The 23,352-nt window shown below is 69.5% G+C and carries 22 protein-coding genes; 13 read left to right on the top strand and 9 right to left on the bottom strand.

All coding sequences use genetic code 11. The annotated features are described in order from the left end of the window. Position 1: 1 nt before the first annotated feature. Positions 2-352 carry a hypothetical protein gene (locus tag NA3_RS12135; protein ID WP_062963720.1) on the bottom strand — a complete coding sequence of 117 codons (351 nt, stop codon included), beginning with the start codon at positions 350-352 and terminating at the stop codon, positions 2-4. Positions 353-432: 80 nt separating this feature from the next. Between NA3_RS12135 and NA3_RS12140 the strand changes: the two genes are divergently transcribed. Both NA3_RS12140 and NA3_RS12145 read left to right on the top strand, forming a co-directional pair. Next, the gene (locus tag NA3_RS12140) at positions 433-1,398 is read left to right on the top strand and encodes a quinone oxidoreductase family protein (protein ID WP_062963721.1); all 966 of its coding nucleotides are present in this window, start codon (positions 433-435) and stop codon (positions 1,396-1,398) included. Positions 1,399-1,616: 218 nt separating this feature from the next. Then, complete coding sequence (locus tag NA3_RS12145) at positions 1,617-2,768, top strand: hypothetical protein (protein ID WP_062963722.1); 1,152 nt, start codon at positions 1,617-1,619, stop codon at positions 2,766-2,768. Positions 2,769-2,970: 202 nt separating this feature from the next. On the opposite strand, the gene NA3_RS12150 is transcribed toward NA3_RS12145, so the two are convergent. Continuing rightward, complete coding sequence (locus tag NA3_RS12150; RefSeq protein WP_030518428.1) at positions 2,971-3,957, bottom strand: heme o synthase; 987 nt, start codon at positions 3,955-3,957, stop codon at positions 2,971-2,973. Between the two features lie 438 nt (positions 3,958-4,395). Between NA3_RS12150 and tkt the strand changes: the two genes are divergently transcribed. Genes tkt through pgl form a run of 5 tightly spaced genes read left to right on the top strand, consistent with a single transcriptional unit; the run spans position 4,396 to position 10,871 of the window. Next, entirely contained in the window at positions 4,396-6,540 is a 2,145-nt protein-coding gene (gene tkt, locus NA3_RS12155; RefSeq protein ID WP_062963723.1) for a transketolase, read from the top strand. Between the two features lie 3 nt (positions 6,541-6,543). Further along, positions 6,544-7,674 (top strand): transaldolase, encoded by a 1,131-nt coding sequence (tal, locus tag NA3_RS12160; protein WP_062963724.1) that lies wholly within the window; start codon positions 6,544-6,546, stop codon positions 7,672-7,674. Positions 7,675-7,679: 5 nt separating this feature from the next. After that, positions 7,680-9,242 carry a glucose-6-phosphate dehydrogenase gene (zwf, locus tag NA3_RS12165; RefSeq protein WP_062963725.1) on the top strand — a complete coding sequence of 521 codons (1,563 nt, stop codon included), beginning with the start codon at positions 7,680-7,682 and terminating at the stop codon, positions 9,240-9,242. Beyond that, positions 9,239-10,147, top strand: a complete 909-nt coding sequence (gene opcA / locus NA3_RS12170) for a glucose-6-phosphate dehydrogenase assembly protein OpcA (RefSeq protein WP_174561074.1) — start codon at positions 9,239-9,241, stop codon at positions 10,145-10,147. Before zwf ends, opcA begins: the two co-directional genes overlap by 4 nt. Beyond that, positions 10,140-10,871 (top strand): 6-phosphogluconolactonase, encoded by a 732-nt coding sequence (pgl, locus tag NA3_RS12175; RefSeq protein ID WP_062963727.1) that lies wholly within the window; start codon positions 10,140-10,142, stop codon positions 10,869-10,871. The genes opcA and pgl overlap by 8 nt, the downstream gene beginning before the upstream one ends. Before the next feature lie 19 nt (positions 10,872-10,890). On the opposite strand, the gene NA3_RS12180 is transcribed toward pgl, so the two are convergent. Together NA3_RS12180 and NA3_RS12185 are read right to left on the bottom strand one after the other, a co-directional pair. Then, complete coding sequence (locus NA3_RS12180) at positions 10,891-11,250, bottom strand: hypothetical protein (RefSeq protein ID WP_062963995.1); 360 nt, start codon at positions 11,248-11,250, stop codon at positions 10,891-10,893. Positions 11,251-11,360: 110 nt separating this feature from the next. Continuing rightward, on the bottom strand, positions 11,361-12,353 hold the full coding sequence (locus NA3_RS12185; RefSeq protein WP_062963728.1) for an alpha/beta fold hydrolase: 993 nt from the start codon (positions 12,351-12,353) through the stop codon (positions 11,361-11,363). Positions 12,354-12,407: 54 nt separating this feature from the next. Between NA3_RS12185 and NA3_RS12190 the strand changes: the two genes are divergently transcribed. Continuing rightward, entirely contained in the window at positions 12,408-13,244 is an 837-nt protein-coding gene (locus tag NA3_RS12190) for an SDR family NAD(P)-dependent oxidoreductase (RefSeq protein ID WP_062963729.1), read from the top strand. Between the two features lie 66 nt (positions 13,245-13,310). Then, positions 13,311-13,802 (top strand): flavin reductase family protein, encoded by a 492-nt coding sequence (locus NA3_RS12195; protein WP_062963730.1) that lies wholly within the window; start codon positions 13,311-13,313, stop codon positions 13,800-13,802. Positions 13,803-13,836: 34 nt separating this feature from the next. Here the strand turns inward: NA3_RS12195 and NA3_RS12200 are convergent, their stop codons facing one another. Further along, positions 13,837-14,679: a LysR family transcriptional regulator gene (locus NA3_RS12200; protein WP_062963731.1), complete on the bottom strand. Its 843-nt coding sequence runs from the start codon at positions 14,677-14,679 to the stop codon at positions 13,837-13,839. Between the two features lie 70 nt (positions 14,680-14,749). On the opposite strand from NA3_RS12200, the gene NA3_RS12205 reads away from it, so the two are divergent. Continuing rightward, on the top strand, positions 14,750-15,904 hold the full coding sequence (locus tag NA3_RS12205) for a YbfB/YjiJ family MFS transporter (protein WP_062963732.1): 1,155 nt from the start codon (positions 14,750-14,752) through the stop codon (positions 15,902-15,904). On the opposite strand, the gene secG is transcribed toward NA3_RS12205, so the two are convergent. The 4 genes from secG to NA3_RS12225 are packed head-to-tail and all read right to left on the bottom strand — an operon-like array spanning position 15,891 to position 18,731. Then, positions 15,891-16,124 (bottom strand): preprotein translocase subunit SecG, encoded by a 234-nt coding sequence (secG, locus tag NA3_RS12210; protein ID WP_030518417.1) that lies wholly within the window; start codon positions 16,122-16,124, stop codon positions 15,891-15,893. The genes NA3_RS12205 and secG overlap by 14 nt on opposite strands. Before the next feature lie 21 nt (positions 16,125-16,145). After that, on the bottom strand, positions 16,146-16,892 hold the full coding sequence (locus NA3_RS12215) for an SDR family oxidoreductase (protein WP_062963733.1): 747 nt from the start codon (positions 16,890-16,892) through the stop codon (positions 16,146-16,148). A 30-nt stretch (positions 16,893-16,922) separates the two neighbouring features. Then, entirely contained in the window at positions 16,923-18,107 is a 1,185-nt protein-coding gene (locus NA3_RS12220; RefSeq protein WP_062963734.1) for an NADH:flavin oxidoreductase, read from the bottom strand. 3 nt (positions 18,108-18,110) lie between these two features. Then, positions 18,111-18,731 (bottom strand): TetR/AcrR family transcriptional regulator, encoded by a 621-nt coding sequence (locus NA3_RS12225; protein ID WP_062963735.1) that lies wholly within the window; start codon positions 18,729-18,731, stop codon positions 18,111-18,113. A 166-nt stretch (positions 18,732-18,897) separates the two neighbouring features. Between NA3_RS12225 and NA3_RS12230 the strand changes: the two genes are divergently transcribed. The 3 genes from NA3_RS12230 (at position 18,898) to NA3_RS35945 (ending at position 23,315) form a co-directional block, all read left to right on the top strand. Continuing rightward, entirely contained in the window at positions 18,898-20,037 is a 1,140-nt protein-coding gene (locus NA3_RS12230; protein ID WP_062963736.1) for an LLM class flavin-dependent oxidoreductase, read from the top strand. 51 nt (positions 20,038-20,088) lie between these two features. After that, positions 20,089-20,769, top strand: a complete 681-nt coding sequence (locus NA3_RS12235; RefSeq protein ID WP_062963737.1) for a CE1759 family FMN reductase — start codon at positions 20,089-20,091, stop codon at positions 20,767-20,769. A gap of 134 nt (positions 20,770-20,903) precedes the next feature. Continuing rightward, the gene (locus tag NA3_RS35945) at positions 20,904-23,315 is read left to right on the top strand and encodes a thiamine pyrophosphate-dependent enzyme (protein WP_372464224.1); all 2,412 of its coding nucleotides are present in this window, start codon (positions 20,904-20,906) and stop codon (positions 23,313-23,315) included. Positions 23,316-23,352 lie beyond the last annotated feature (37 nt).

The raw sequence follows: 23,352 nt of genomic DNA on the forward strand, positions 1-23,352 counted from the left end.
CTCAGTTCTCGTTGCGCGCCTTCGGGAACCGGGCCTGGCGGGCGACCCAACCGGCCATGCGCGCCCAGTGTCCCTTCGCAGGGGTGGCGACCGAGCTCAGATCGCGATCCCAGTGCTCGGTTTCGGCGAGGCCGTCGACGGCCTCGACCACGGCCTTGGCGGTGGCCAGATCCGCGACGACCCGGTCGCCGAGCACACCGTCGGCGCCGACGAGAGTGATGCGGACCCCGATGCGCCCGATCGGCTGCAGCACGGCCGTACCCGAACCACCGTGGGCGGCGACGAACTTCTTGACCGACTCGATGACGGCGGACGACGGCGTGACCGGGGCCGCGGTGGCGGTTTCGCTCATGGCGTGGAGTTTACCGTCCGGTAGGGACCACCCGACCGCCCTACCGGTGTTCGTGGAGCGAAGGTGTAGAACTGAAAGCCATGCGCGCCATTCAGGTCAGCGAACACGGTGGTCCCGAAGTTCTCGTCGCGACCGAGGTCGACGATCCCGTCATCGGGCCGAATCAGCTGCTCGTCGATACCGAGGCGGCCGGTGTCAATTTCATCGACACCTATATCCGCACCGGCACGTACCCGCAACCGGTCCCCTACGTTCCGGGGTCCGAGGGCACGGGTGTGGTCGCCGAGGTCGGCTCCGAGGTGACCGAATTCACCGTCGGCGATCGGGTCGCGTGGGCGGCCGCCCCCGGTAGCTACGCGGAGAAGGTGGCGGTGGACGCGGCGGTGGCCGTGGCCGTGCCGGACGGGGTGCCGGCGGCGGTGGCGGCCTCGGCACTGCTGCAGGGAATGACCGCGCACTATCTGATCGAATCGGTGTACAAGCCGCAGCCGGGTGAGACGATTCTGGTTCACGCCGGCGCCGGCGGCGTCGGGCTGCTGCTGACCCAGCTGGCCGCTGCCCGCGATATCCGGGTGATCACCACGGTGTCCACCGATGCGAAGGAAGAGCTGTCCCGGGAAGCCGGCGCCGCGCATGTGCTGCGCTACGGCGACGACCTCGCCCAGCGCGTGCGCGACCTCACCGACGGGATCGGGGTGGCCGCGGTCTACGACGGGGTGGGCGCGGCGACGTTCGAGGCGAGCCTGACGGCATTGCGCATCCGCGGCATGCTGGCGCTGTTCGGCGCCGCGAGCGGTCAGGTGCCGCCGTTCGATCTGCAGCGGCTCAATCCGGCCGGGTCGCTGTTCGTGACCCGCCCGTCGCTCGCCCACTACACCCGCGACCGCGCCGAATTGACCTGGCGCGCAGGCGATGTCCTGAACGCTGTCGCCGACGGGACACTGCGGGTGCGGGTCGGCGCCGAGTATCCGCTGGCCGAGGCCGCGCAGGCACATCGCGATCTGCAGGCCCGCAAGACCACCGGATCCATCGTGCTGGTCCCCTGAGCGGTCCGTGATCGCGGGCACTCAGGTGCTGGTGCGGCCGGGCGGATATCCGGCACGGCATCGGCAGGGGTGACCCGCCGACGACACGGGCATGCCGATGGTGGATGATCTGTGCTGCCGCGCAAGCCGATTCGCCCGCTTCGCCGTACCGTCGTACGGTGGTCGGGCGGTCGCTCGGGGCGGCCGGCAGAACAGGCATCGGTCAGGGGTTGATCCAGATGTTGGTGAAGGTTCGCAACGACGACCCGTCGCGGCTGTCCAATTCCGAACGGACGGTGGCGAACTGGCTGAAGACCTGGACCGGAGCGCACGCGTTACCCGGTATCGCGGTGGTCGCGGCCGGTGCCGCCGACGCGATCGTGTGGACGCCCAAAACCTGCGTGGTCGTCGTCATCAAGGACTTCACCGAACGGGCGAGCGGCACGCTGACCGTCTCCGGGTACCGGCCCTGGACCATCGGCGACCGGATCGCGCCGCTGGCGGGATCCGAAGCCGGGACCGAACCGATGACCGAGATCCGCGCCCGCACCGGCGAGATCGCCGAACTGTTGCGCGGCGCTCCCGGCCGGGCACGGGTCGGGGTGACCGGCATGGTCCTGGTCATGCCGCAATTGAGCAGCCGGGTCGCACTGGAAAAGGGTGATCTCCCGGACGGGATCGATGTCGTCCTCGGTGACGGCCCCGCGGCGTTACGCAACTACTTCAGCCGGATCACCGCGGACGCACCCGACACCTGGGATGCGACGCAGGTCGGCCAGGCACTGGCCGCGCTCGGATTCGCCGCGGCCGCAACCCATTCCGATCTGACCGCGGAGGGCTTTCCCGCCCGGCTGGACCGCACTCCCCCGCCGCCGAACCCCATCCCGTCCCGCGGCCCCAAACCGCCGGTGGGGGCGCCGATTCCAGGGTCCGGCCCGGCCGGTGTCCCGGCCGCCGCCGCGCCGATGTCGCCCGGCGGCGCCCCGGTATCGATGGCCCGCCCGAATCCGGCGCCGCAGCCCGCGCCCGGTCCCGTCCCCCAGCCCGTCGCCGCAGCCGCTTCGGGTCCCGGAGGTCCCGCGCCCGCCTACGGGCAGAACCAGCACCCCTATTCGGTGCCCTTCGATCCGCGCCCACCCGCGGCCCCGCCTCGACGCAACCGCAACCGCAGCCTGGTGCCGCTCGTTCTGCTGGGCCTTCTGGTCGTCGTGCTGGCTTCGGCGGCCATGTGCACGGCGGGCGGCGGTTCCGGGTCCGGCCCCAGCCACGCGCCCGCCTCAGGTCGCACCACCACGACGACCACCTCGCACTACACTCCGGCGCCGGAACGCACCGTGCCGCCCTCGACGCCCGGGCACGCGTGCTACCCGTTCCAGCCCGGCTGTCCCTGAGCCGCGCACCGACGGTTGCTTGTTCCAGTTCGGCTGCCCTGAGCCGAGCACCGACGTGCCTGCCGCCACGGCAACGGGATGACGCAGGCGACGGGATGACGCAACGCCCCCGGCCGTACCCGGTACCGGGGCCGCGCGCCCGAACTCAGGCGAGACGTGCCGATGCCGGCTACTTCCGGGCGCGCACCGGCGCCCGAGGACCTCAGCCGAACAGCGTCGAGCCGATGGTGTGCCAGCCGAGGACCGAGTCCACGGCCAGACCGCAGAACACCACGGCGAGGTAGTTGTTGGACTGCAGGAACAGTCGCAGCGGCTTGACCGAGGCCCCCCGGCGCACGCCGGAGTACAGCTGATGCGCCATCAGCAGGAACCAGGCGCCCGCGACGATGGCGACCGCCGCGTACACGACACCCGTCGCCGGAATCAGCGCCAGGGTGGCGAGCACGGTCAACCAGGTGTAGATGACGATCTGCTTGGTGACGGCGCGCTCGGTCGCCACCACCGGCAGCATCGGCACACCGGCCGCGCGGTAGTCGTCCTTGTAGCGCATGGCCAGCGCCCAGGTGTGCGGCGGCGTCCAGAAGAAGATGACCGCGAACAGCGCGACCGCGGGCCAGCCGATGGTTCCGGTGACCGCCGACCAGCCGACCAGTGCGGGCATACAGCCCGCCGCGCCGCCCCACACCACGTTCTGCGAGGTCCGGCGCTTGAGTCCGAGGGTGTAGACGAAGACGTAGAACAGGATCGTCGCGACCACGAGCAGGCCGGAGAGCAGATTCGCCTGCCACCACAACCACGCGAACGAGCCGGCGCCCAGAGCGACACCGAAGACGAACGCGTTGCGGGTGGGCACCGCCTCGCGCGCCAGCGGGCGCTTCGACGTGCGCTTCATGACCTTGTCGATATCGGCGTCGGCGACGCAGTTGAGGGTGTTGGCACTGGCCGCACCCATCCAGCCGCCGAACAGGGTGGCCACGATCAGCCGGATGTCGACATGGCCGCGGTCGGCCAGCAGCATCGTCGGGATGGTGGCCACCAGCAGCAGCTCGATGACCCGCGGTTTGGTCAGCGCGATGTAGGCGAGGACCCGGCGGGTCAGCTTCGACAGCGGGCCGCTGCCCTGGACACGGTCGGCGAGCGCCGTCGCGGAGGAGCCATGCGCATCACCCGGCTGTTGCCCAATCCGCACTGTCTCTCCTCGCAGGTGGTGCATCGATCCGGTAGGGAAGCAACGGTTTCGGCGGCGTGGCGGGCCTCCCGCGCGCAGCCGTTTCCGCTGTCACCGCAGAGCACGGCGCGGGCGGCGCAGCCTCTACTACAGACGATGGTAGACCCCCGCATGTTGTGCTCCGGCACCCACCCGCCGCGAAACCGCCCGTGCCGCAGGCGATCGGCCCCGGCGGATCCGGATGCGAGGGCCACGTCACATATCCGCCGTCGGCCGCTGTGCGGAATCGCGTCGGTCCGGCACGACGGCGGCTGTCATCATTCACCGTAACCCCGCGCACCTGCACGGGGTGCGGGCGAAGGGTTCCCCACTCACGGCGATCAGGCGACCTCTAGGGTGGTGGGTACAGCCCGCAAGCCGCCGTTGTACACACACGAGAAGGTCAGGAGAACCTCGGTCGTGTCAGTCACAGACGACATCCGCGCCCTCACCCAGCCCGCACATCCGGCCGACTGGACCGAACTGGACACCAGAGCCGTCGACACCGTCCGTGTCCTGGCCGCCGACGCGGTGCAGGCCGCCGGCAACGGTCACCCCGGCACCGCGATGAGCTTGGCGCCGCTGGCCTACACCCTCTACCAGCGGGTCCTGCGCTACGACCCGAGCGATCCGGATTGGACCGGGCGCGACCGGTTCATCCTCTCGTGCGGACATTCCAGCCTGACCCAGTACATCCAGCTGTACCTGTCGGGACTGGGCCTGGAACTCGACGACCTGAAGCATCTGCGCAAGTGGGGTTCGCTGACCCCGGGCCACCCGGAGTTCCGCCACACCAGGGGCGTGGAGATCACCACCGGCCCGCTCGGCCAGGGCCTGGCCTCGGCGGTCGGCATGGCGATGGCCGCCCGGCGCGAGCGTGGTCTCTACGACCCGTCCGCCGCGACCGGCGCCAGCCCGTTCGACCACTTCGTCTACGTCATCGCCTCCGACGGCGATATCGAAGAGGGCGTCACCTCCGAGGCCTCCTCGCTGGCCGGCACGCAGCAGCTGGGCAATCTGATCGTCTTCTACGACGACAACCGGATCTCCATCGAGGACGACACCTCCATCGCGCTGACCGAGGACACCGCCGAGCGCTACCGCGCCTACGGCTGGCACGTGCAGGTCGTCGAGGGCGGTGAGAACGTCACCGGCATCCTGGAGGCGATCGAGGCCGCCAAAGCCGTCACCGACAAGCCGTCGTTCATCCTGCTGCGCACGATCATCGGCTATCCGGCGCCGAACAAGATGAACACCGGCGCCGCGCACGGCGCCGCGCTGGGCGCCGACGAGGTGGCCGCCACCAAGGAGGTCCTCGGCTTCGACCCGGGCCAGAGCTTCGTCGTCGACGACGAGGTCATCGCCCACACCCGCGGCAACGCCGCCGAACGCGCCAAGGCCGCCCGCGCCGCCTGGCAGGAACAGTTCGACGCGTGGGCGCAGGCCAACCCGGAGAACAAGGAGCTGTTCGATCGGCTGCGCGAGCGCCGGCTGCCGAAGGGCTGGACCGAGGGCCTGCCCTCGTTCGAACCCGACGCCAAGGGCATGGCCACCCGCAAGGCCTCCGGCAAGGTCCTGGCCGCGCTGGCGCCGGTACTGCCGGAACTGTGGGGCGGTTCGGCCGACCTGGCCGAATCGAACAACACCACCATGCCGGGCGTACCGAGCTTCGGCCCGACGTCGATCTCCACGGGTATGTGGAAGGCCGAGCCCTACGGCCGCACCCTGCACTTCGGTGTGCGCGAGCACGCGATGGGCTCGATCCTCAACGGCATCGCCCTGCACGGCCCGACCCGCCCCTACGGCGGCACCTTCCTGGTGTTCTCCGACTACATGCGCCCGGCGGTCCGGCTGGCCGCGCTCATGCGGGTGCCGGCCATCTACGTCTGGACCCACGACTCCATCGGCCTGGGTGAGGACGGCCCCACCCACCAGCCGATCGAGCACCTCGCCGCGCTGCGCGCCATCCCCGGCCTGAACGTGGTCCGGCCCGGCGACGCCAACGAGACCGTGTACGCCTGGCGCACCATCCTGGAGCTCGAAAGCGCCGAGCAGCATTCGCATTTCGTGCCCGCCGACCACCCGCACACCGACGGCCCGTCGGCGCTGGCGCTGACCCGCCAGGACGTCCCCACCCTGGAGGGCACCAGCTACGAGGGCGTCTCCCGCGGCGGATACATCCTGGCCGAATCCTCCACCGGCACACCGCAGGTGATCCTGATCGCCACCGGCTCCGAACTTCAGCTCGCCGTCGCCGCGCGCACTACGCTGGAGGAGCAGGGCATCGGCACCCGCGTGGTGTCCATGCCGTGCGTGGAATGGTTCGACGCGCAGGAACAGTCCTACCGCGACGAGGTGCTGCCGCCGCAGATCACCGCCCGCGTCACGGTCGAGGCCGGCATCGCGATGCCGTGGCACCGCTTCACCGGCAGCGACGGTGAGAACGTCTCCATCGAGCACTTCGGTGCCTCGGCCGACTTCAAGACCCTGTTCCGCGAATTCGGCATCACCGCCGAAGCCGTCGTCGACGCCGCGAAGCGCTCACTCGACAAGGTGAAGGGATAACCAATGGCACAGAACGAGAATCTCGCCGCATTGTCGCAAGCCGGCGTGTCGGTGTGGCTCGACGATCTGTCACGCAACCGGATCCGCTCGGGCAATCTCGCCGACCTCGTCGCCACCCGCAGCGTCGTCGGCGTGACCACCAACCCGACCATCTTCCAGGTCGCGCTGAGCGAGGGCCACGCCTACGACGACCAGATCAAAGAACTGGCCGCCCAGGGCGCCGATGCCGACGCCGCCATCCGCACGATCACCACCGACGACGTCCGCTCGGCCTGCGACGTGCTCGCCGAGGTGTTCGAATCGTCCGGCGGCGTGGACGGCCGCGTCTCGATCGAGGTCGACCCGCGGCTGGCCTTCGACACCGACAAGACCGTCGCGCAGGCGGTCGAGCTGTGGAAGATCGTCGACCGGCCGAATCTGTTCATCAAGATTCCGGCCACCGAGGAGGGCCTGCCCGCGATCACGCGCGTGATCGCCGAAGGGATCAGCGTCAACGTCACGCTGATCTTCTCGGTGCAGCGCTACCTCAGCGTGATGGGCGCCTATCTGGACGGCCTGCGCAAGGCGCGCATCGCCGGCCACGACCTGGCCCGCATCCATTCGGTCGCCTCGTTCTTCGTCTCCCGCGTGGACACCGAGATCGACAAGCGGCTCGAGCAGATCGGTTCCGACGAGGCGCTGGCCTTGCGCGGTAAGGCCGGAATCGCCAACGCGCGCTTGGCATATGCCGCCTACCAGGACGTGTTCGACGGTGGTAACCACACCTCGACCTACTCGCATCTGGCCTCCTCCGGCGGTAATCGGCAGCGGCCGCTGTGGGCCTCCACCGGCGTGAAGAACCCGGACTACCCCGACACCATGTACATCACCGAACTGGTGGCGCCGAATACGGTCAACACGCTGCCGGAGAAGACCCTCGAGGCATTCGCCGACCACGGCGAACTGCGCGGCGACACGGTCTCGGGCACAGCGGCCGACGCACAGGGCGTGTTCGACGCGCTCACCGGCGTCGGAGTCGACCTCGACGACGTGTTCGCCGTCCTCGAGCGCGAAGGTGTCGAGAAGTTCGAGAAGTCGTGGAACGAACTGCTCACCGCGACCACCGCCGAGTTGAAGAGCACCGGAAGCAACTGACCGCGATGGCCGGCCAGAAGAAGACGGCCGCCCCGGGGAATCCGCTGCGCGAGGAGCGCGACAAGCGGCTTCCCCGGATCGCCGGCCCGTGCAGCTTGGTGATCTTCGGGGTGACAGGCGACCTGTCACGCAAGAAACTGATGCCGGCCATCTACGACCTCGCGAACCGGGGGCTGCTGCCGCCCGGTTTCGCGCTGGTCGGGTTCGCCCGGCGCGATTACGCCGACGAGGATTTCGCTCAGGTCGTCCTCGAGGCGGTCAAGGAGCACGCCCGCACGCCGTTCCGGCAGGAGGTGTGGGAACAGTTGTCGGAAGGTATCCGCTTCGTGCAGGGCACCTTCGACGACGACGCCGCCTTCGGCACGCTCGCGCAGACGCTGAAGAAGCTGGACGCCGAACGCGGCACCGGCGGCAACCACGCCTTCTACCTGTCGATTCCGCCGAACGCGTTTCCGGTTGTGCTGGAACAGCTTTCGCGCACCGGGCTGGCGAAGCCGCCGGATCCGGGGCCGGGCAAACCACAACCGTGGCGGCGGGTGGTGATCGAGAAGCCCTTCGGTCACGACCTGCAGAGCGCCCAGGAACTCAACGCCTTGGTCAACCGGGTGTTCCCCGAGGAGACGGTCTTCCGCATCGACCACTACCTCGGCAAGGAGACGGTGCAGAACCTGCTGGCGTTGCGGTTCGCGAACGAACTGTTCGAGCCGATCTGGAACGCCAACTTCGTCGACCACGTGCAGATCACGATGGCCGAGGACATCGGATTGGGCGGGCGCGCAGGCTATTACGACGGTATCGGCGCCGCCCGCGACGTCATCCAGAACCATCTGCTGCAACTGCTGGCGTTGACGGCGATGGAGGATCCGGTCAACTTCCAGCCGAGGCAGCTGCAGATCGAGAAGATCAAGGTGCTCTCGGCGACGAAACTGGTCGAACCGCTGGAGGAGACCACCGCCCGCGGCCAGTACGCGGCCGGCTGGCAGGGCAGCGAGCGCGTGGTGGGCCTGCTCGAGGAGGAGGGTTTCGATCCGCGTTCGCGCACCGAGACCTACGCCGCGATCACACTGAACGTCGACACTCGCCGCTGGGCGGGCGTGCCGTTCTATCTGCGCACCGGAAAACGCCTGGGGCGCAGGGTCACCGAGATCGCGGTCATGTTCAAGCGGGCCCCGCATCTGCCCTTCGATCAGACCATGACCGAGGAGCTGGGCCAGAACGCCCTGGTGATCCGGGTGCAGCCGGACGAGGGCATCACCATGCGGTTCGGGTCGAAGGTGCCCGGATCCAGTATGGAAGTCCGCGACGTCAACATGGATTTCAGCTACGGCGAATCGTTCACCGAATCCTCGCCCGAGGCCTACGAGCGGCTCATCCTGGATGTGCTGCTGGGCGAGCCGTCACTGTTCCCGGTCAACGAGGAGGTCGAATTGGCCTGGCGCATCCTCGATCCCGTGCTCGATCACTGGGCCGAGGGCGGTAAGCCCGAGTCCTACGAGTCCGGCACCTGGGGTCCGGCCTCGGCCGACGAGATGCTTGCCCGCACCGGGCGGGAATGGCGGCGGCCATGATCGTGGACATGCCCGACACCAGCACCCGCGAGGTGACCAAACGACTGGTCAGCCTGCGCGAGTCCAACGGTGTGATCGCCATGGGCCGGGTGCTCACGCTGGTGGTGTGCACGCTGGATTCCTCGGAGGCCGAGGACGCCATCGACGCCGCCAACGACGCCAGCCGCGAACACCCCTGTCGCGTGATCGTGCTCGCGCGCGGCGACCGGTTCTCCGACACCAAGCTCGACGCCCAGATCCGGGTCGGCGGCGACGCCGGGGCGGCAGAGGTGATAGTGCTGCGACTGCAGGGCGAGCTGGTCAACAACGAGAGCAGCGTGGTCATCCCGTTCCTGCTGCCCGACACTCCGGTGGTGGCGTGGTGGCCACGCGGCGCGCCGGAGTTCCCCTCCCGGGATTCGGTGGGGTGCTTGGCCATTCGCCGCATCACCGATTCCACCTACGCTCCCGACCCGCGTGCGGCGATCACCCGGCGGCTGGATTCCTACGCGCCGGGCGACACCGATCTGGCGTGGAGCCGGATCACGTTCTGGCGGGCGCTGCTGGCCTCCGCCCTCGACGTGCCGCCGTACGAGCCGATCGAATCGGTGACGGTCTCGGGCCTGGCGGAGGAACCCGCGCTCGACATCCTGGCGGGATGGCTGGCGGCGAAACTGGACTGCCCGATCCGGCGGCAAACCGGAGAGTTGAAGGTCGTGCTGCACCGGGCGTCGGTCTCGGTCGGCATCGAACGTCCGCAGACGGGCCGCACGGCGACCCTGACGCGTACCGGCGAGCCCGATCAGCGGTTCGCGCTCGCCCGTCGTGAGACCAAGGACTGCCTGGCGGAGGAACTGCGGCGGCTCGATGCCGACGAGGTCTACGCCGAGGCACTGGCCGGAATCGGGAAGGTGATCTATGAGTAAGCCGGAAATCGCGGTTTTCGCCGATCACGACGAACTGGTGAAGGCGGCAGCCGTGCGGTTCGTGCAGGTGGTGACCAGGGCTCAGGCCGAGCGCGGCTCGGCGTCGGTGGTTCTCACCGGCGGTGGCACCGGGATCGCCCTGCTGGAGCAGGTGCGGCACGCACCCGGCGCGATCGACTTCGGCCGGCTGGACGTGTTCTGGGGCGACGAGCGGTTCGTCCCCGCGGGCGATGCCGAACGCAACGAACTGCAGGCGCGCGAGGCGCTGCTGGACCACGTGCCGGTCGATCCGGCGCGGGTGCATCCGGTCGCGACCTCCGACGGGGAGTATCCGGATCCGGTCGAGGCCGCCGCGGAGTATTCGACGGCGGTGCACGCGCATCTGGCCGAGCACGGCGCATTCGACCTGCATCTGCTCGGGATGGGCGGCGACGCGCATGTGAACTCGCTGTTCCCGCATTCCGCGGCGGTGGCGGAGAAGCACGAACTGGTTCTCGCCGTGACCGATTCACCGAAGCCGCCGCCGGTGCGCGTCACCCTCACCCTGCCCGCGGTCGCGCGCGCCCGGCACGTGGTCCTAGTGGTCGGCGGCGAGGGCAAGGCCGATGCCGTGGCCGATGCCGTGGCCGGTGCCTCCCCGCTGGAGATCCCGGCGGCCGGGGCGCACGGCAGCGAATCCACGACGTGGATGCTGGACGAGGCCGCGGCCGCGAAACTGTCCTGAGGCCAGGGCGGCATCCCGGCTAGTCGTCGTCCGTCTGCGCCCACGCGGCGACAGGCAGGCTCAGATACACACCGACGAGGTGGCCCGCGGGCAGGATGCGGGCCACCTCGTCGTGGATATGAGCCGCCCGGTGGTCACGGTCGGCGGCGCGGTCCTCGAACCACTTCGACTTCACTTCGATCAGCACGTCGATATCGAACCGGTCGCCCGGCTCGGCGGACCGGAAGCGCACCAGGACGTCCCCGGGTCGCAGGCAGCCGTCGTACGGTTCCGCGGCACACGCCACCGCGACGGAGACGATATGCGGCAACTCCTCGACCAGCCGGCGCTTCGAATCGTCGGAGACACGGGGCGCGCAGGTGATGTCGATGAGGGGCACGCGGCCAGCATGCCAGACCGCACATCGCCGCCCCCACATCGCTTCCCCGGCTCATCGACGCCCTGCGCGTAGACGCTCCGGCCGCACCCAGCGCGGGGAGTGGGGAATTCCTACCGCAGCGCCGCATTTCGCGACGCATCGCCGGCGACAAGTTCGGCGAGGTGCCGCAACAGGAAGTCGTTCACCGCACCGGTGCGCTCCAGTTGAACGAGATGTCCTGCGCCGGGCACTTTTTCGACCGCGCGCAGATCCGGGACGTGCGCGCGCAGCACCGCCAGCGGGTCTCGGCCGCTGAAACCCTCCATATCCGGGTCGTTTTCGCCGTAGAGGAAACAGGTCGGCACCGGGACCGTCGTCGGCAGGCCTTCGGTCAGCTCCCAGTTGCGATCCAGCGCCCGGTACCAGGTCAGTCCGCCGGTGAAGCCGGTCCGTTCGAATTCGGCTGCGAGGATGTCGAATTCGGATTCCGGCAACCACGACCAGGGCAGCGCCGGGGCGTGCGGCAGCGCGTCGAGGTAGCCGATGCCGGGCGGGTTCTTCCAGGTGTCGAGGTAGTGGAATTCGCCGCTGAGCGCGTAGTACACGCGGGCCAGGAATTCGCGTGGGCGAGCGGCGAGTTCGGCGTCGGCGACACCGGGCTCCTGGAAATACGACAGGTGCAGGAAGTGACGCTGCGCCGCGCGCGTCCAGAACTCCGACGGTGCCTTCGGTGGGCGGGGCGCGTACGGATTGTTCAGCACCATGATCGCCGCCACCCGCTCCGGCGCGCGCAATGCCAGCTCCCACACCAGCTGGGCGCCGAAGTCCAGGCCGACGAAAACGGCTCGCTCGGCGCCGATGTCGTCGAGCAGTCCGAGCAGATCGCCGATCACGGCCCGATTGGTGGTCGCCTCCACTCCGCCGGGCGCCTCGGTGCGGCCGTAGCCGCGCAGATCGGGGGCGATGGCGTGGTATCCGGCCGCCGCCAGTGCCGACAGCTGCCGGTGCCACACGTACCAGCCGTGCGGAAATCCGTGGCAGAAGATCACCGGATACCCGCGGCCCTGTTCGGCGATATGCAGCCGAATCCCGTTGGTCTCCACGAACCGATGCGTCGGCCCCACTGCGCCTCCCAGGTACTAGAACACGTTCTCGTTTCACGGTAGTGTCCCGGAGTCGTGAACGGAATACTGACCGATCGAGTCGCCGTCGTCACCGGCGCGAGCCGCGGCATCGGCAAGGGCATCGCGCTCGAACTGGGCGCGGCCGGCGCCACGGTGTACGTGACCGGACGCTCGGAACGTCCCGGGCAGCTGCCGGGCACCGTGGCCGCGACCGCGAGCGAGATCGACGAGCTCGGCGGGCGCGGAGTGCCGTTCGTCTGCGACCACCGCGACGACGAGGCGGTCGCACGGCTGTTCGAGACCGTGCGCGCCGATCACGGCCGGTTGGATGTGCTGGTCAACAACGTCTACAACTCCCCCGCCTCGGCGCGCTGGCTCGGCAAACCGTTCTGGGAGGTGCCGCCGAAGGCCTGGGACGAGGGCTTCGATATCGGCGTGCGCTCCCATTACGCCGCCGCCCATTTCGCGGCGCCGCTGCTGATCGACTCGGGCGGGCTGATCGTCGACATCTCCTCACCCGGCGCCGAACATTTCACCCACAACGTCGTCTACGGCGTGGGCAAGGCCGCCGTCGACCGGCTGACCGCGGATATGGCGCACGATCTGGCCGGCACCGAGGTCACGGTGGTGTCGCTGTGGCCGGGAATCGTGAATACCGAACTGCTGCAGCTGGTTCCGGCCGACGCGCAGGGCCGGCGCCTGATCACGCTGCCCGGCGAAGGCACCTTCGATCTGAACGAGGCCGAGACTCCGCATTTCGCCGGGCGCGCGGTGGTCGCGCTCGCGGCGGATCCGGGCCGGCGCTCGCGCACCGGACGGGCGTGGCGAGTGGCCGATCTGGCCGAAGCCTACGGCTTCACCGATATCGACGGCCGCGTGCCGCGCACGTGACGGCGGCTGTTCGCTTAGCCTGAGGCGGCGGGTCGCATCCGCGACGCCGGCGGTGAAGGAGGGTGGATGGACGCGATCGCGAATTTCGACGCGCTGGTGGCGGCGGCGGACGCTCCGATCTACGTCGTGACCGTGGCGACCGAATCCGAGCGCGCCGGATGTGTGGTCGGGTTCGCGTCCCAGGTGAGCATCGAACCACGCCGATTCCTGGTGTGCCTGTCCGAACTCAACTACACCTACCGGGTGGCCGCCGGCGCCACCCATGTCGCGGTTCATCTGGTCGATTCCGGGGCGCGGGCTCTGGCCCAGTTGTTCGGCGCGGAGACCGGCGACGACGTCGACAAGTTCACGTGGTGCCGGTGGCATCACGGGCCCGACGGAGTGGTGGTGCTCGACGAGGCGGCGGCCTGGTTCTCCGGCCGGATCCTCGAGCGCCACGATGTCGGCGACCACGTGGGTCTGCTGCTGGAACCGCTGGGCGGTCCGGCCCCGCCGGAGGGCACCACCGGACTGCGCTACAGCGACCTCGCCGGTCTCACTCCCGGCCACCCGGCCTGAGGTTTCCTCCGGCGTCCGACGCCGTTCGTGGCCTTCAGCCGTTCGAGGCGATGTCGAGGAAGCTGCGCACCGATCTGCCCGGCGCGGGCCGGGTCCGCCAGGCCAGCCGCAGGGCCGAGGGCGGGGCGTCCGGGATATCGAGGTAGGCCACGCCGGGATGCGGCGCTCGGGTGCGTGCGAGTTCGGGAACGGCCCCGATGCCGCGGTCGGCGGCGATCAACTCGATCCACTCGTCGAAATTCGTGCAGGTGACGATCTCGCGGCCGGGTTCTGCTGCGGGCCAACTGGTTTCGTCGGTGGTGCCGGAGACGGTGTTGACCACCAGCGGATAGGCGGCCAGATCCTGCCACCGCAGCGCCGGCGCGTTCGCCAGCGGGGACCGGGTGGACACCGCCGCCACCCGCCGCTCGGTGCCGATGATCCGCCCCGACATGGCAGCCGGAAGCCGAATGTCCTTGCGGTACAGGCCGATATCGATACTTCCCGCCGCGACGGCGGCCACCGGATCGTCGATGCGATGGATGCCGACCCGCCCGCCGCGCGCCTCGAAGCGGGTGCGGACCTCGGCGAACCAGTCGTCGGGCAGCAGCCAGGAAAACCCCACCGAGACCCGGGCCCGCAGCCGCAGATCGGCGGTCACACCATCGATATCGGCGACGATCCGGGTCGCGGCCGCCAGCAGGTACTCCCCTTCGGCGGTGAGGGCGAAGCGTCGCGCACTGCGTTCGATCAGCCGGCAGTCCAGAATCCGTTCGGCTTGCTGCACGGTGCGAGTGAGCGAGGGCTGGGTGGTGTGCAGCCGCGCCGCGGCGCGGGTGTAGTTGGCTTCCTCGCACAGCACCAGGAACGCGCGCAGGTGGCGCAATTCCAGATCCATACGCTCAGCGTATACATCGTGCACAGGAAGCATTTCACCGGGCCGCGCCGGATCCGTAGCGTGAGTCGGCGTGACCATCGCACTTTCTCGACAGGCATCCCTCGCGCCCGCGCTGCGCGCCTCGGCCGGATTGGCCGCCGCCATGGGCATCGGTCGCTTCGTCTACACGCCGCTGCTGCCGGTGATGATCGACGCCGGGCGCTTCGACGCACATACCGGCGCAGTTGTCGCCGCGGCCAACTACGCGGGCTATCTGCTGGGCGCGGTCGCGCTGGCGCGGTTTCCGGAATACTACGGCCGCACGACATTTCGGCTGTCGGCCGCGGCACTGGTGGTCAGTGAGGCGGCCATGGCGATCCCCGCGCCCGCGATAGTGCCGATCATCGTGCGCACGGTGGCCGGCATCGCCGGCGCGGTGCTGTTCATCGGCTGCGCGCAGATCGCCGCCCGGCACGAAAACCGAAGGCGCGCAGCGGGTATCGCGTTCGCCGGAGTGGGGTCGGGAATCGCGGCAACGGGTGCACTGGTGCTGATCGCGCAATCGGCGCTCTCCTGGCAGGCGCTGTGGCTCGCCGCGGCCGGACTGACCGCGCTGCTGCTGTGGCCGGCCCTGCGGCTGGAGGTGGTCGCCGGTAGCCGCACCGGCGCGGCGACGGTACGGTCGAAACGCTCCTGGCGGCTACTGCAGACGACCTATTTCCTGGAGGGTCTGGGCTATATCGTCCTGGGAACGTTCCTGGTCGCCGCGGTGGACGCCACCGGCCATCGGTCCGCGGGAACCGCGATCTGGATCGTCGTGGGTGTGGCGGCCGCCCCTGCGACCGTGGTGTGGGGTCTGATCGCCCGGCGGGCGACTCCGGTGATCGCGTTGGTGGCCGCCCTCGTGCTGCAATGTCTGTCGGCCCTGTTGCCGACGCTGTCGGCGGGTGTCTGGCCGGCGGTGGCGTCGGCCGCGCTGTTCGGCGCGACCTTCATGGGGATCACCCTGCTCGCCCTCGAGATCGGCGACGATCTGGCCGGTCCGGGGGCGGCGGCGACGTTGACCGCCGGATACGGACTCGGCCAGATGCTCGGTCCCCTGGTGGTGGCGCCGGTGCTCGGCGACAGCTACGACGCCGCGTTCGCGATCGCGGCGTCGATCCTGGCCGTGGCCGCGGTATCGGCGATCGCGATCCGCGCGTGGCGGCGTCGCGGCACGGCGCCCGCGCCGATCAGGCGAACTTGATCTCGAAGCCGATACCGAGGATGGCGATGAACCAGATCAGGCCGACGAAGATGGTGATGCGGTCGAGGTTCTTCTCGACCACCGTGGATCCGGACAGACTCGACTGCACACCACCACCGAACAGGCTGGACAAGCCTCCACCCTTCGCGCGGTGCAGCAACACCAGCAGCACCAGCAGCACGCTGGTGATGACCAGGAGGATATCCAGGAACATTTGCATGCCGACAGTTTATGCGGATGGTCAGCCCACCACCGAACCGGCCGTCATCCCGCCGTCGACGACGAATTCCGCACCGGTGCAGTAGCTGGATTCGGTGCTCGCGAGAAAGACCACCAGATCCGACACCTCGGCGGGCAGGCCGAGCCGCGCCCGCACATTCTCGCCGCGATCGACCGCGATCTCCTCGGTGACCCCGATCATCGGCGTCAGGATTCCGCCGGGATGCACCGAGTTGACCCGCACGCCCTCGGGCGCGAGTTCCAGCGCGGCCGACTTGGTCAGCCCCCGCACTCCGAACTTCGAGGCGGTGTAGGCGTGCATGCCGCTCACGCCCTGGAGACCGGCCGCGGAGGAAATATTGATCACCGCGGCCGGGCGGGCGGCGACCAGGGCGTCGCGCGCGGCGCTCAACCCCAGGAAGGGACCGGTCAGATTGATGTCGATGACCCGTTGCCACTGCTTCTCGGTGTAGGTGCCCAGCGGGCCGCCGTCGAGCACGCCCGCGTTGTTCACCAGGACGTTCAACAGCCCGAATCGTTCGACGGTGGCGGCGACGGCGGCCTGCCAGTCGGCGGCCTCGGTGACGTCGAGGTGCACGTAGCCGGCCTGCTCACCCAGCTCCGCGGCCAGTGCCTGCCCCGCGCCGTCGGCGATGTCGCCGAGCATCACCCGCGCGCCCTCGGCGACGAAGGCCCGCGCGTGCGAGGCGCCCATGCCGGAGGCACCGCCGCTGATGAGGGCGACTCGGCCCGTCAAACGTCCACTCATGAATTCGTCTCTCTTCCTTGTCGATCGGGGTCAGTGGGTGGGAATGGGCGGGCCGTCCAGCCGCAGCACGCACCGGGTGCCGGTGTAGATGGTGGGCATGCATTCGTTGCAGTGGATGCAGGCCGAGCGGGTGCCGGCATCGGAGCGGATGCGCTGCAACAGATCCGGCTCGCGGAGCAGGGCGCGGCCCATCGCCATGAATTCGAAGCCTTCGCGCCGCGCCCGCCGCATATCGTCGATGTCGGTGATCCCACCCAGCAGCACCAGCGGCATCGACAGCTCGCGGCGGAACTGGCGGGCCCGTTCCAGCAGGTACGTGCCGTGATACGGGTACTCGCGCAGGAACGCCTTGCCGACCAGCTTGAAGCCCAGCCGGGTCGGGCCGGGCAGCGTCTTGGCGAAGGCCTGCCGTGGCGCGTCGCCGTGGAACAGCAGCATCGGGTTGAGCAGCGAACTGCCCGCGGTGAGTTCCAGGGCGTCGAGTCCGCCGTCGGATTCCAGCCAGGACGCCACCTGGAGCGATTCGGCCAGCGAAAACCCGCCGCGCACACCGTCTTCCATATTCAGCTTGGCCAGAATCGCCAGCCGGCCGCCGACGGCTTCGCGCACCGCGAGGGCGATCTCGCGGGCCATCCGGGCGCGATGGTCCAAGGGCCCACCGTAGGCGTCCTTCCGGCGGTTCAGCAGCGGACTCAGGAACGAGCTGACCAGATAGTTGTGGCCGAAATGTAGTTCCACGGCATCGAATCCGGCCTCCTCGGCCAGCAACACCGCCCGGACGTGCGCGGCGACGAGATCCTGGATCTCGGCCACCGACGGCGACTGCATCATCTTCATGCTCAACGGCGACCACAGCCGGGTCGGCGCCAGCGCCGGCGCCCGGTTGGAGGCCGCGTTGGCAACCGGTCCGGCATGGCCGATCTGCGCGCTGACCTTGGCCCCTTGGGCATGAATGGCATCGGTGAGGCGCCGCAGTCCCGGTAGCGCCTCGGGCCGCATCCAGATCTGGTGGCGGTCGGTGCGCCCGCCCGGCGCGACGGCGCAGTAGGCGATGGTGCTCATCCCCACCCCGCCGGCCGCGATCTCCCGGTGGAACTCGATCAGCTCGTCGGTGACCAGCGCGTCGGGGGTCCGGCCCTCGAAGGTGGCGGCCTTGATCACTCGGTTGCGCAGGGTGATCGGCCCCAGATCGACGGGTTCGAAGATATCGTTCACTACTTACTCCTGTACGGCGGTATGCGAAGCGGTGGAGGCGGCGTGCGGAGCTCCGGAAGCGGGCGGCGGCGCGCTCAGCCCGGCGATGACGAATTCGCGCAGCGTCGCCACCGCGGACGGCGCGATGTCGTAGTCCTCGGTGCTGCCGAAACGCATGATGATCAGGTCGAAGGCCAGCTGCCAGCGCCGGCGCGCCTCGCCGGAGCTCAGCTCCGGCAGCAGCTGCGACCACGTCTCCATCCTGAACCACTGGTGCTGCCAGGACATCGGCCGCCGGCGCAGGATCAATCCGGCCAGCAGCCGCAGATGCAACCGGCCCATCGGGTCGGCGGCGAGTTCGACGAACGGCGCGAGCACCGCGTCGACCACCGCCGGGACCGAACTCGGCTCGGTGGCGGTGGCCGCCGCCAGCCCCTCGGCCCACAGCGGTCCGAGCCGATCCTCGATGAGCGCGGCGATCAGCGCCTCCTTGGAGCCGAAGTGGTAGTGCACCGCGGCCGGGTTGGCGCCCGCGGCCACGCAGATCGCCCGCACCGAGACGTCCTCGTAGCGCTCGGTCAGCAGTAGCCGCTCCGCTGCCGCCAGTAATTTGGCCCGGGTACCGGCCGCCACCTTCTCACCCATGCCGTTAGTGAACCACGACACACAACAGGTTTCAATCAGTGATTGAATCAATGGGACAAAGTGCTGCACATCGGCCGTTTCACGAGTAGTGGACATGTCAAGGAATACTGGGAGACCTGCCCTCGTTCAGGTGATTGAACTTTTGATCAGATCTCAGGAGGCGGCCATGCAGTTCGGCATCTTCACCGTCGGCGACGTCACCGTCGATCCGACCACCGGAATCGCGCCCACGGAGGGCGAGCGCATCGACGCGATGATGCGCCTGGCCCTGAAGGCCGAGGAAGTCGGGCTGGACGTGTTCGCCACCGGCGAGCACCACAATCCGCCGTTCGTGCCGTCCTCGCCGACCACCATGCTCGGCTGGGTCGCGGCGCGCACCGAGAAACTGCAGTTGTCGACCTCGACCACGCTCATCACCACCAACGACCCGGTGAAGATCGCCGAGGACTACGCGATGCTGCAGCATCTGTCGGGCGGCCGGGTCGACCTGATGATGGGCCGCGGCAACACCGGACCGGTTTACCCGTGGTTCGGCAAGGACATCCGCAAGGGCGTCGAACTCGCGATCGAGAACTACCACCTGCTGCGCCGGCTGTGGCGCGAACCGGTGGTCGACTGGCAGGGTCAGTTCCGCACCCCGCTGCAAGGATTCACCGCGACTCCCGCACCGCTGGACGGCACCCCGCCGTTCGTGTGGCACGGCTCGATCCGGTCGCCGGAGATCGCCGAGCAGGCCGCCTATTACGGCGACGGCTTCTTCCACAACAACATCTTCTGGAACAAGGAACACACCCAGGAGATGGTGCGGCTGTACCGGCAGCGGTTCGAGCACTACGGTCACGGCTCGGCCGACCAGGCGATCGTCGGCCTGGGCGGGCAGGTCTTCATGGCCGAGACCGAGGCGGAGGCCAAGAAATTCTTCCGGCCGTACTTCGACAACGCACCCGTCTACGGGCACGGTCCGTCGCTGGAGGATTTCACCGAGATGACGCCCCTGACCGTCGGCACTCCCGAGCAGGTCATCGAGCGCACGCTCGGCTTCGCCGACTACGCCGGCGACTACCAGCGCCAGCTGTTCCTGATCGACCACGCCGGAGTGCCGATCGACGTCGCCCTGGAACAGGTCGAGATCCTCGGCCGCGAGGTGGTGCCGGTGCTGCGCAAGGAATTCGAATCGCGCCGTCCCGCCCACGTTCCCAGCGATCCGCCGACCCACGCGTCGCTGGTGGCCGCCGGTCCGGCGGCGCCGCACCATCTGGTCGAGCCGGCGCGTGAGCGGCTGCTGGCCGCCGCCGAGCAGGCCTGAATCATCCAACCGCGGTGCTCATCCACCGCATCGAACGAGGGACGAAAACCCATGTCGCACAGCGTTGTCGTACTCACCGCCGGGTTGTCGCAGCCGTCGAGCACCCGCCTGCTCGCCGATCAGCTCGCCGATGCGGTGGCCGCGGCCGTCGGCGCCCGCGGCGAGGCGGTGAACATCGAGGTCATCGAATTGCGGGATCTGGCAAGCGATCTCGCGGCCACGATGGTCTCCGGCGGCCTGCCGACGCCCGCGGTGGCGGCGGCGCGGGAGAAGGTGTCCGCGGCCGACGGCCTCATCGCCGTCACCCCGGTGTTCGCCGCGAGCTACTCCGGGTTGTTCAAGATGTTTGTCGACGTGCTCGACACCGAGGCGCTCAACGCCATGCCGGTGCTCATCGCCGCCACGGCCGGAACCGCCCGGCACGCGCTGGTGCTCGAGCACGCGATGCGGCCGCTGTTCACCTACCTGCGCGCCGTCGTCGTTCCCACCGGCGTGTTCGCCGCGACCGAGGATTTCGGCTCGGCCGGACTGGGCGAGCGGATCCACCGCGCCGCGGCCGAATTCGCCACCCTGGTGGTCGCGGTGCCGACCGGCGTGGACGGGTTCCTCCCCGAACCGGCCCGGGCCAGGCAGTCGGGCAACCACGTCGGCGAGGTGACGCCGTTCGCCAAACTGCTCGCGGGCCACACCGGGCATACCGACCGTCCCCACCGCCCGGCCGGGCAGCGCTAGGACACCTCCCCATCCGGTCCGGCCGACGAGCGCATGACCCGCTCCGGTAGGCGACGAGCATGTCGCCGGGTTCGTTTCGACCGCCCGCGCACCCGATCCGGTGCGCGGGCGGTCGCGCGCGACATGATGGAGGGGTGACTGCGGGCCCGGAAGAGCTTCTCGACGAATGGTTGCGTGTATCCCTGCGAGAGGTGCGGCCGGGACCCCGGCGCGCCGCCACCGATCCGATCGGCAGCGGCAGTGCGATCACTGTCGGGACGTGTCTGGAGCTGTTCGACGCCCAGGCCACGAGCCGGCATCTGGATTTCGCGGCGCGGCGGCTCGGCGCCGACAAGCGCGGGTACTACAGCATCGGTTCCAGCGGGCACGAGAGCAATGTGGTGCTGGCGCAGGCGTTGCGCAGTACCGATCCGGCGCTGTTGCATTACCGGTCCGGCGCGTTCTTCGTGCATCGCTGCCGGCAGGTCCCGGGGCTGGACCCGATCCGTGATGTGCTGCTGGGTGTCGTCGCGGCGGCCGCCGATCCGATATCGGGCGGGCGGCACAAGGTGTTCGGCAGTGCGCCCGCGTCGGTGATACCGCAGACCTCCACCATCGCCTCCCATCTGCCGCGCGCGATGGGTCTGGCGTTCGCGCTCGACCGGGCCCGTCGGCTGGGTCGCGAGACGCCGTGGCCGCGAGATGCGGTGGTGCTGTGCACATTCGGCGACGCCTCGGCCAATCACTCCACCGCGACCGGTGCCATCAACGCCGCGATCCATACCGCTCACCAAGGTATTCCGATGCCGCTGCTGTTCGTCTGCGAGGACAACGGGATCGGTATCAGCGTGCCCACACCCCCGAACTGGATCGAAGCGGCCTTCGGATCGCGACCGGGGCTGCGGTATTTCGACGCCGACGGGTCCGATCTCCGGCAGGCCCTGTCGGTGGCGTCGGCGGCCGCGGAATCCGTGCGCGCCCGGCGGCGTCCCGCACTGTTGCGACTGCGCACGGTGCGGCTGCTCGGGCACGCCGGATCCGATGTGGAATCGGCCTATCGGCGGCCCGAGGACATCGAGGCCGACCGCCGCCGCGACCCGGTCGCCGCCACCGCCCGGCTGCTCGTCGAGATCGGCGCCGCGACTGCCGAGGAGGTTCTCGCCCACTACGACGCCATCCGCGCCCGTGTGGCGGCGACCGCGGCACAGGTGACCGGAGAACCGCATCTGGAGTCGGCGGAGGCGATCCAGGCGCCCCTGGTGTTCGAACGACAGTCGCCGGATACCCCGCTCGGCCGAGCTGGCGACCGCACACCCTCCGCTGCTGCCGCGCCACAAGCCGAGAGTGCGCTCCGCACAACCGCTTCCGAGAAGCAGACACCCGCCGGATCCACGCCCGCTCCCGACGCGTCACCTCGCACCGCATCCGGCACGTCCGGCTCCCGGGCTGGGATGCCGGTGGATTCCACGCATTTCTCGACCGACGGTGAGTCCGGTTCGGCGGGACGGCCGGAAGCCGAGGCCGCGGAGACGGCCGAGCGCCCCGGGCCGTTGACGCTGGCGCAGTCGATCAACCATACGCTCGCGTCGTTGCTCGCCGATGAGCCCGATGTGCTGGTCTTCGGTGAGGACGTCGGTCGCAAGGGTGGCGTCTACGGCGTGACCAAGGGGCTGCAGCGGGAGTTCGGGGCGCGGCGGGTGTTCGACACCCTGCTGGACGAGCAAAGCGTGCTCGGCACCGCGCTGGGTGCCGGACTCGCCGGATTCGTGCCGATTCCTGAGATCCAGTATCTGGCCTATGTGCACAATGCGCTGGACCAGATCCGGGGTGAGGCGGCGACCCTGTCGTACTTCTCCGCCGGGCAGTACCACAATCCCATGGTGGTGCGGATCGCCTCGTTCGCCTATCAGCGCGGCTTCGGCGGGCATTTCCACAACGACAATTCCGTTGCGGCGCTGCGTGATATCCCCGGAGTGGTGGTCGCGGCGCCGGCCCGGGCCGACGACGCCGCCGCGATGCTGCGCCGGTGCGTCGAGGTCGCTCGCGGTGAGGGCCGGGTGTGTCTCTACCTCGAGCCGATCGCCCTCTACCACACCCGCGATCTGCACCGCCCCGGCGACGAGGGCTGGCTCGCGAGCCCCACCGACGATCCGGTATCGCTCGGACGGGCCCGAATCCACGGCGACGGTACCGATCTCACGATCGTCACCTTCGCCAACGGTGTGCCGATGAGCCTGCGCGCCGCGCGGCGCTTGGCGGACAACGGCATTCACGCCCGCGTGCTCGATCTGCGCTGGCTCACACCCCTTCCCGTCGACGATCTACTGCATCACGCACACGCCAGCGGAGCCGTTCTCGTCGCCGACGAGACCCGCCGCAGCGGCGGGGTCTCGGAATCGGTGTGCACCGCGCTGCTCGACGGCGGTTTCGACGGCCGCCTCGCCCGCGTCACCAGCGCCGACAGTTTCGTCCCGCTCGGCCCGGCCGCCGAACTGGTCCTGCTCAGCGAAGCGGCGATCGAGGCCGCCGCGCATCGGTTACTGGAGGCGAGCCCACGCCAGGGTTAGCGCACGCGCGGCGGGTGCGCCGACAATGGGCCCGCCG

This window comes from Nocardia africana NBRC 100379, assembly GCF_001612635.1.
Lineage (GTDB): Bacteria > Actinomycetota > Actinomycetes > Mycobacteriales > Mycobacteriaceae > Nocardia > Nocardia africana.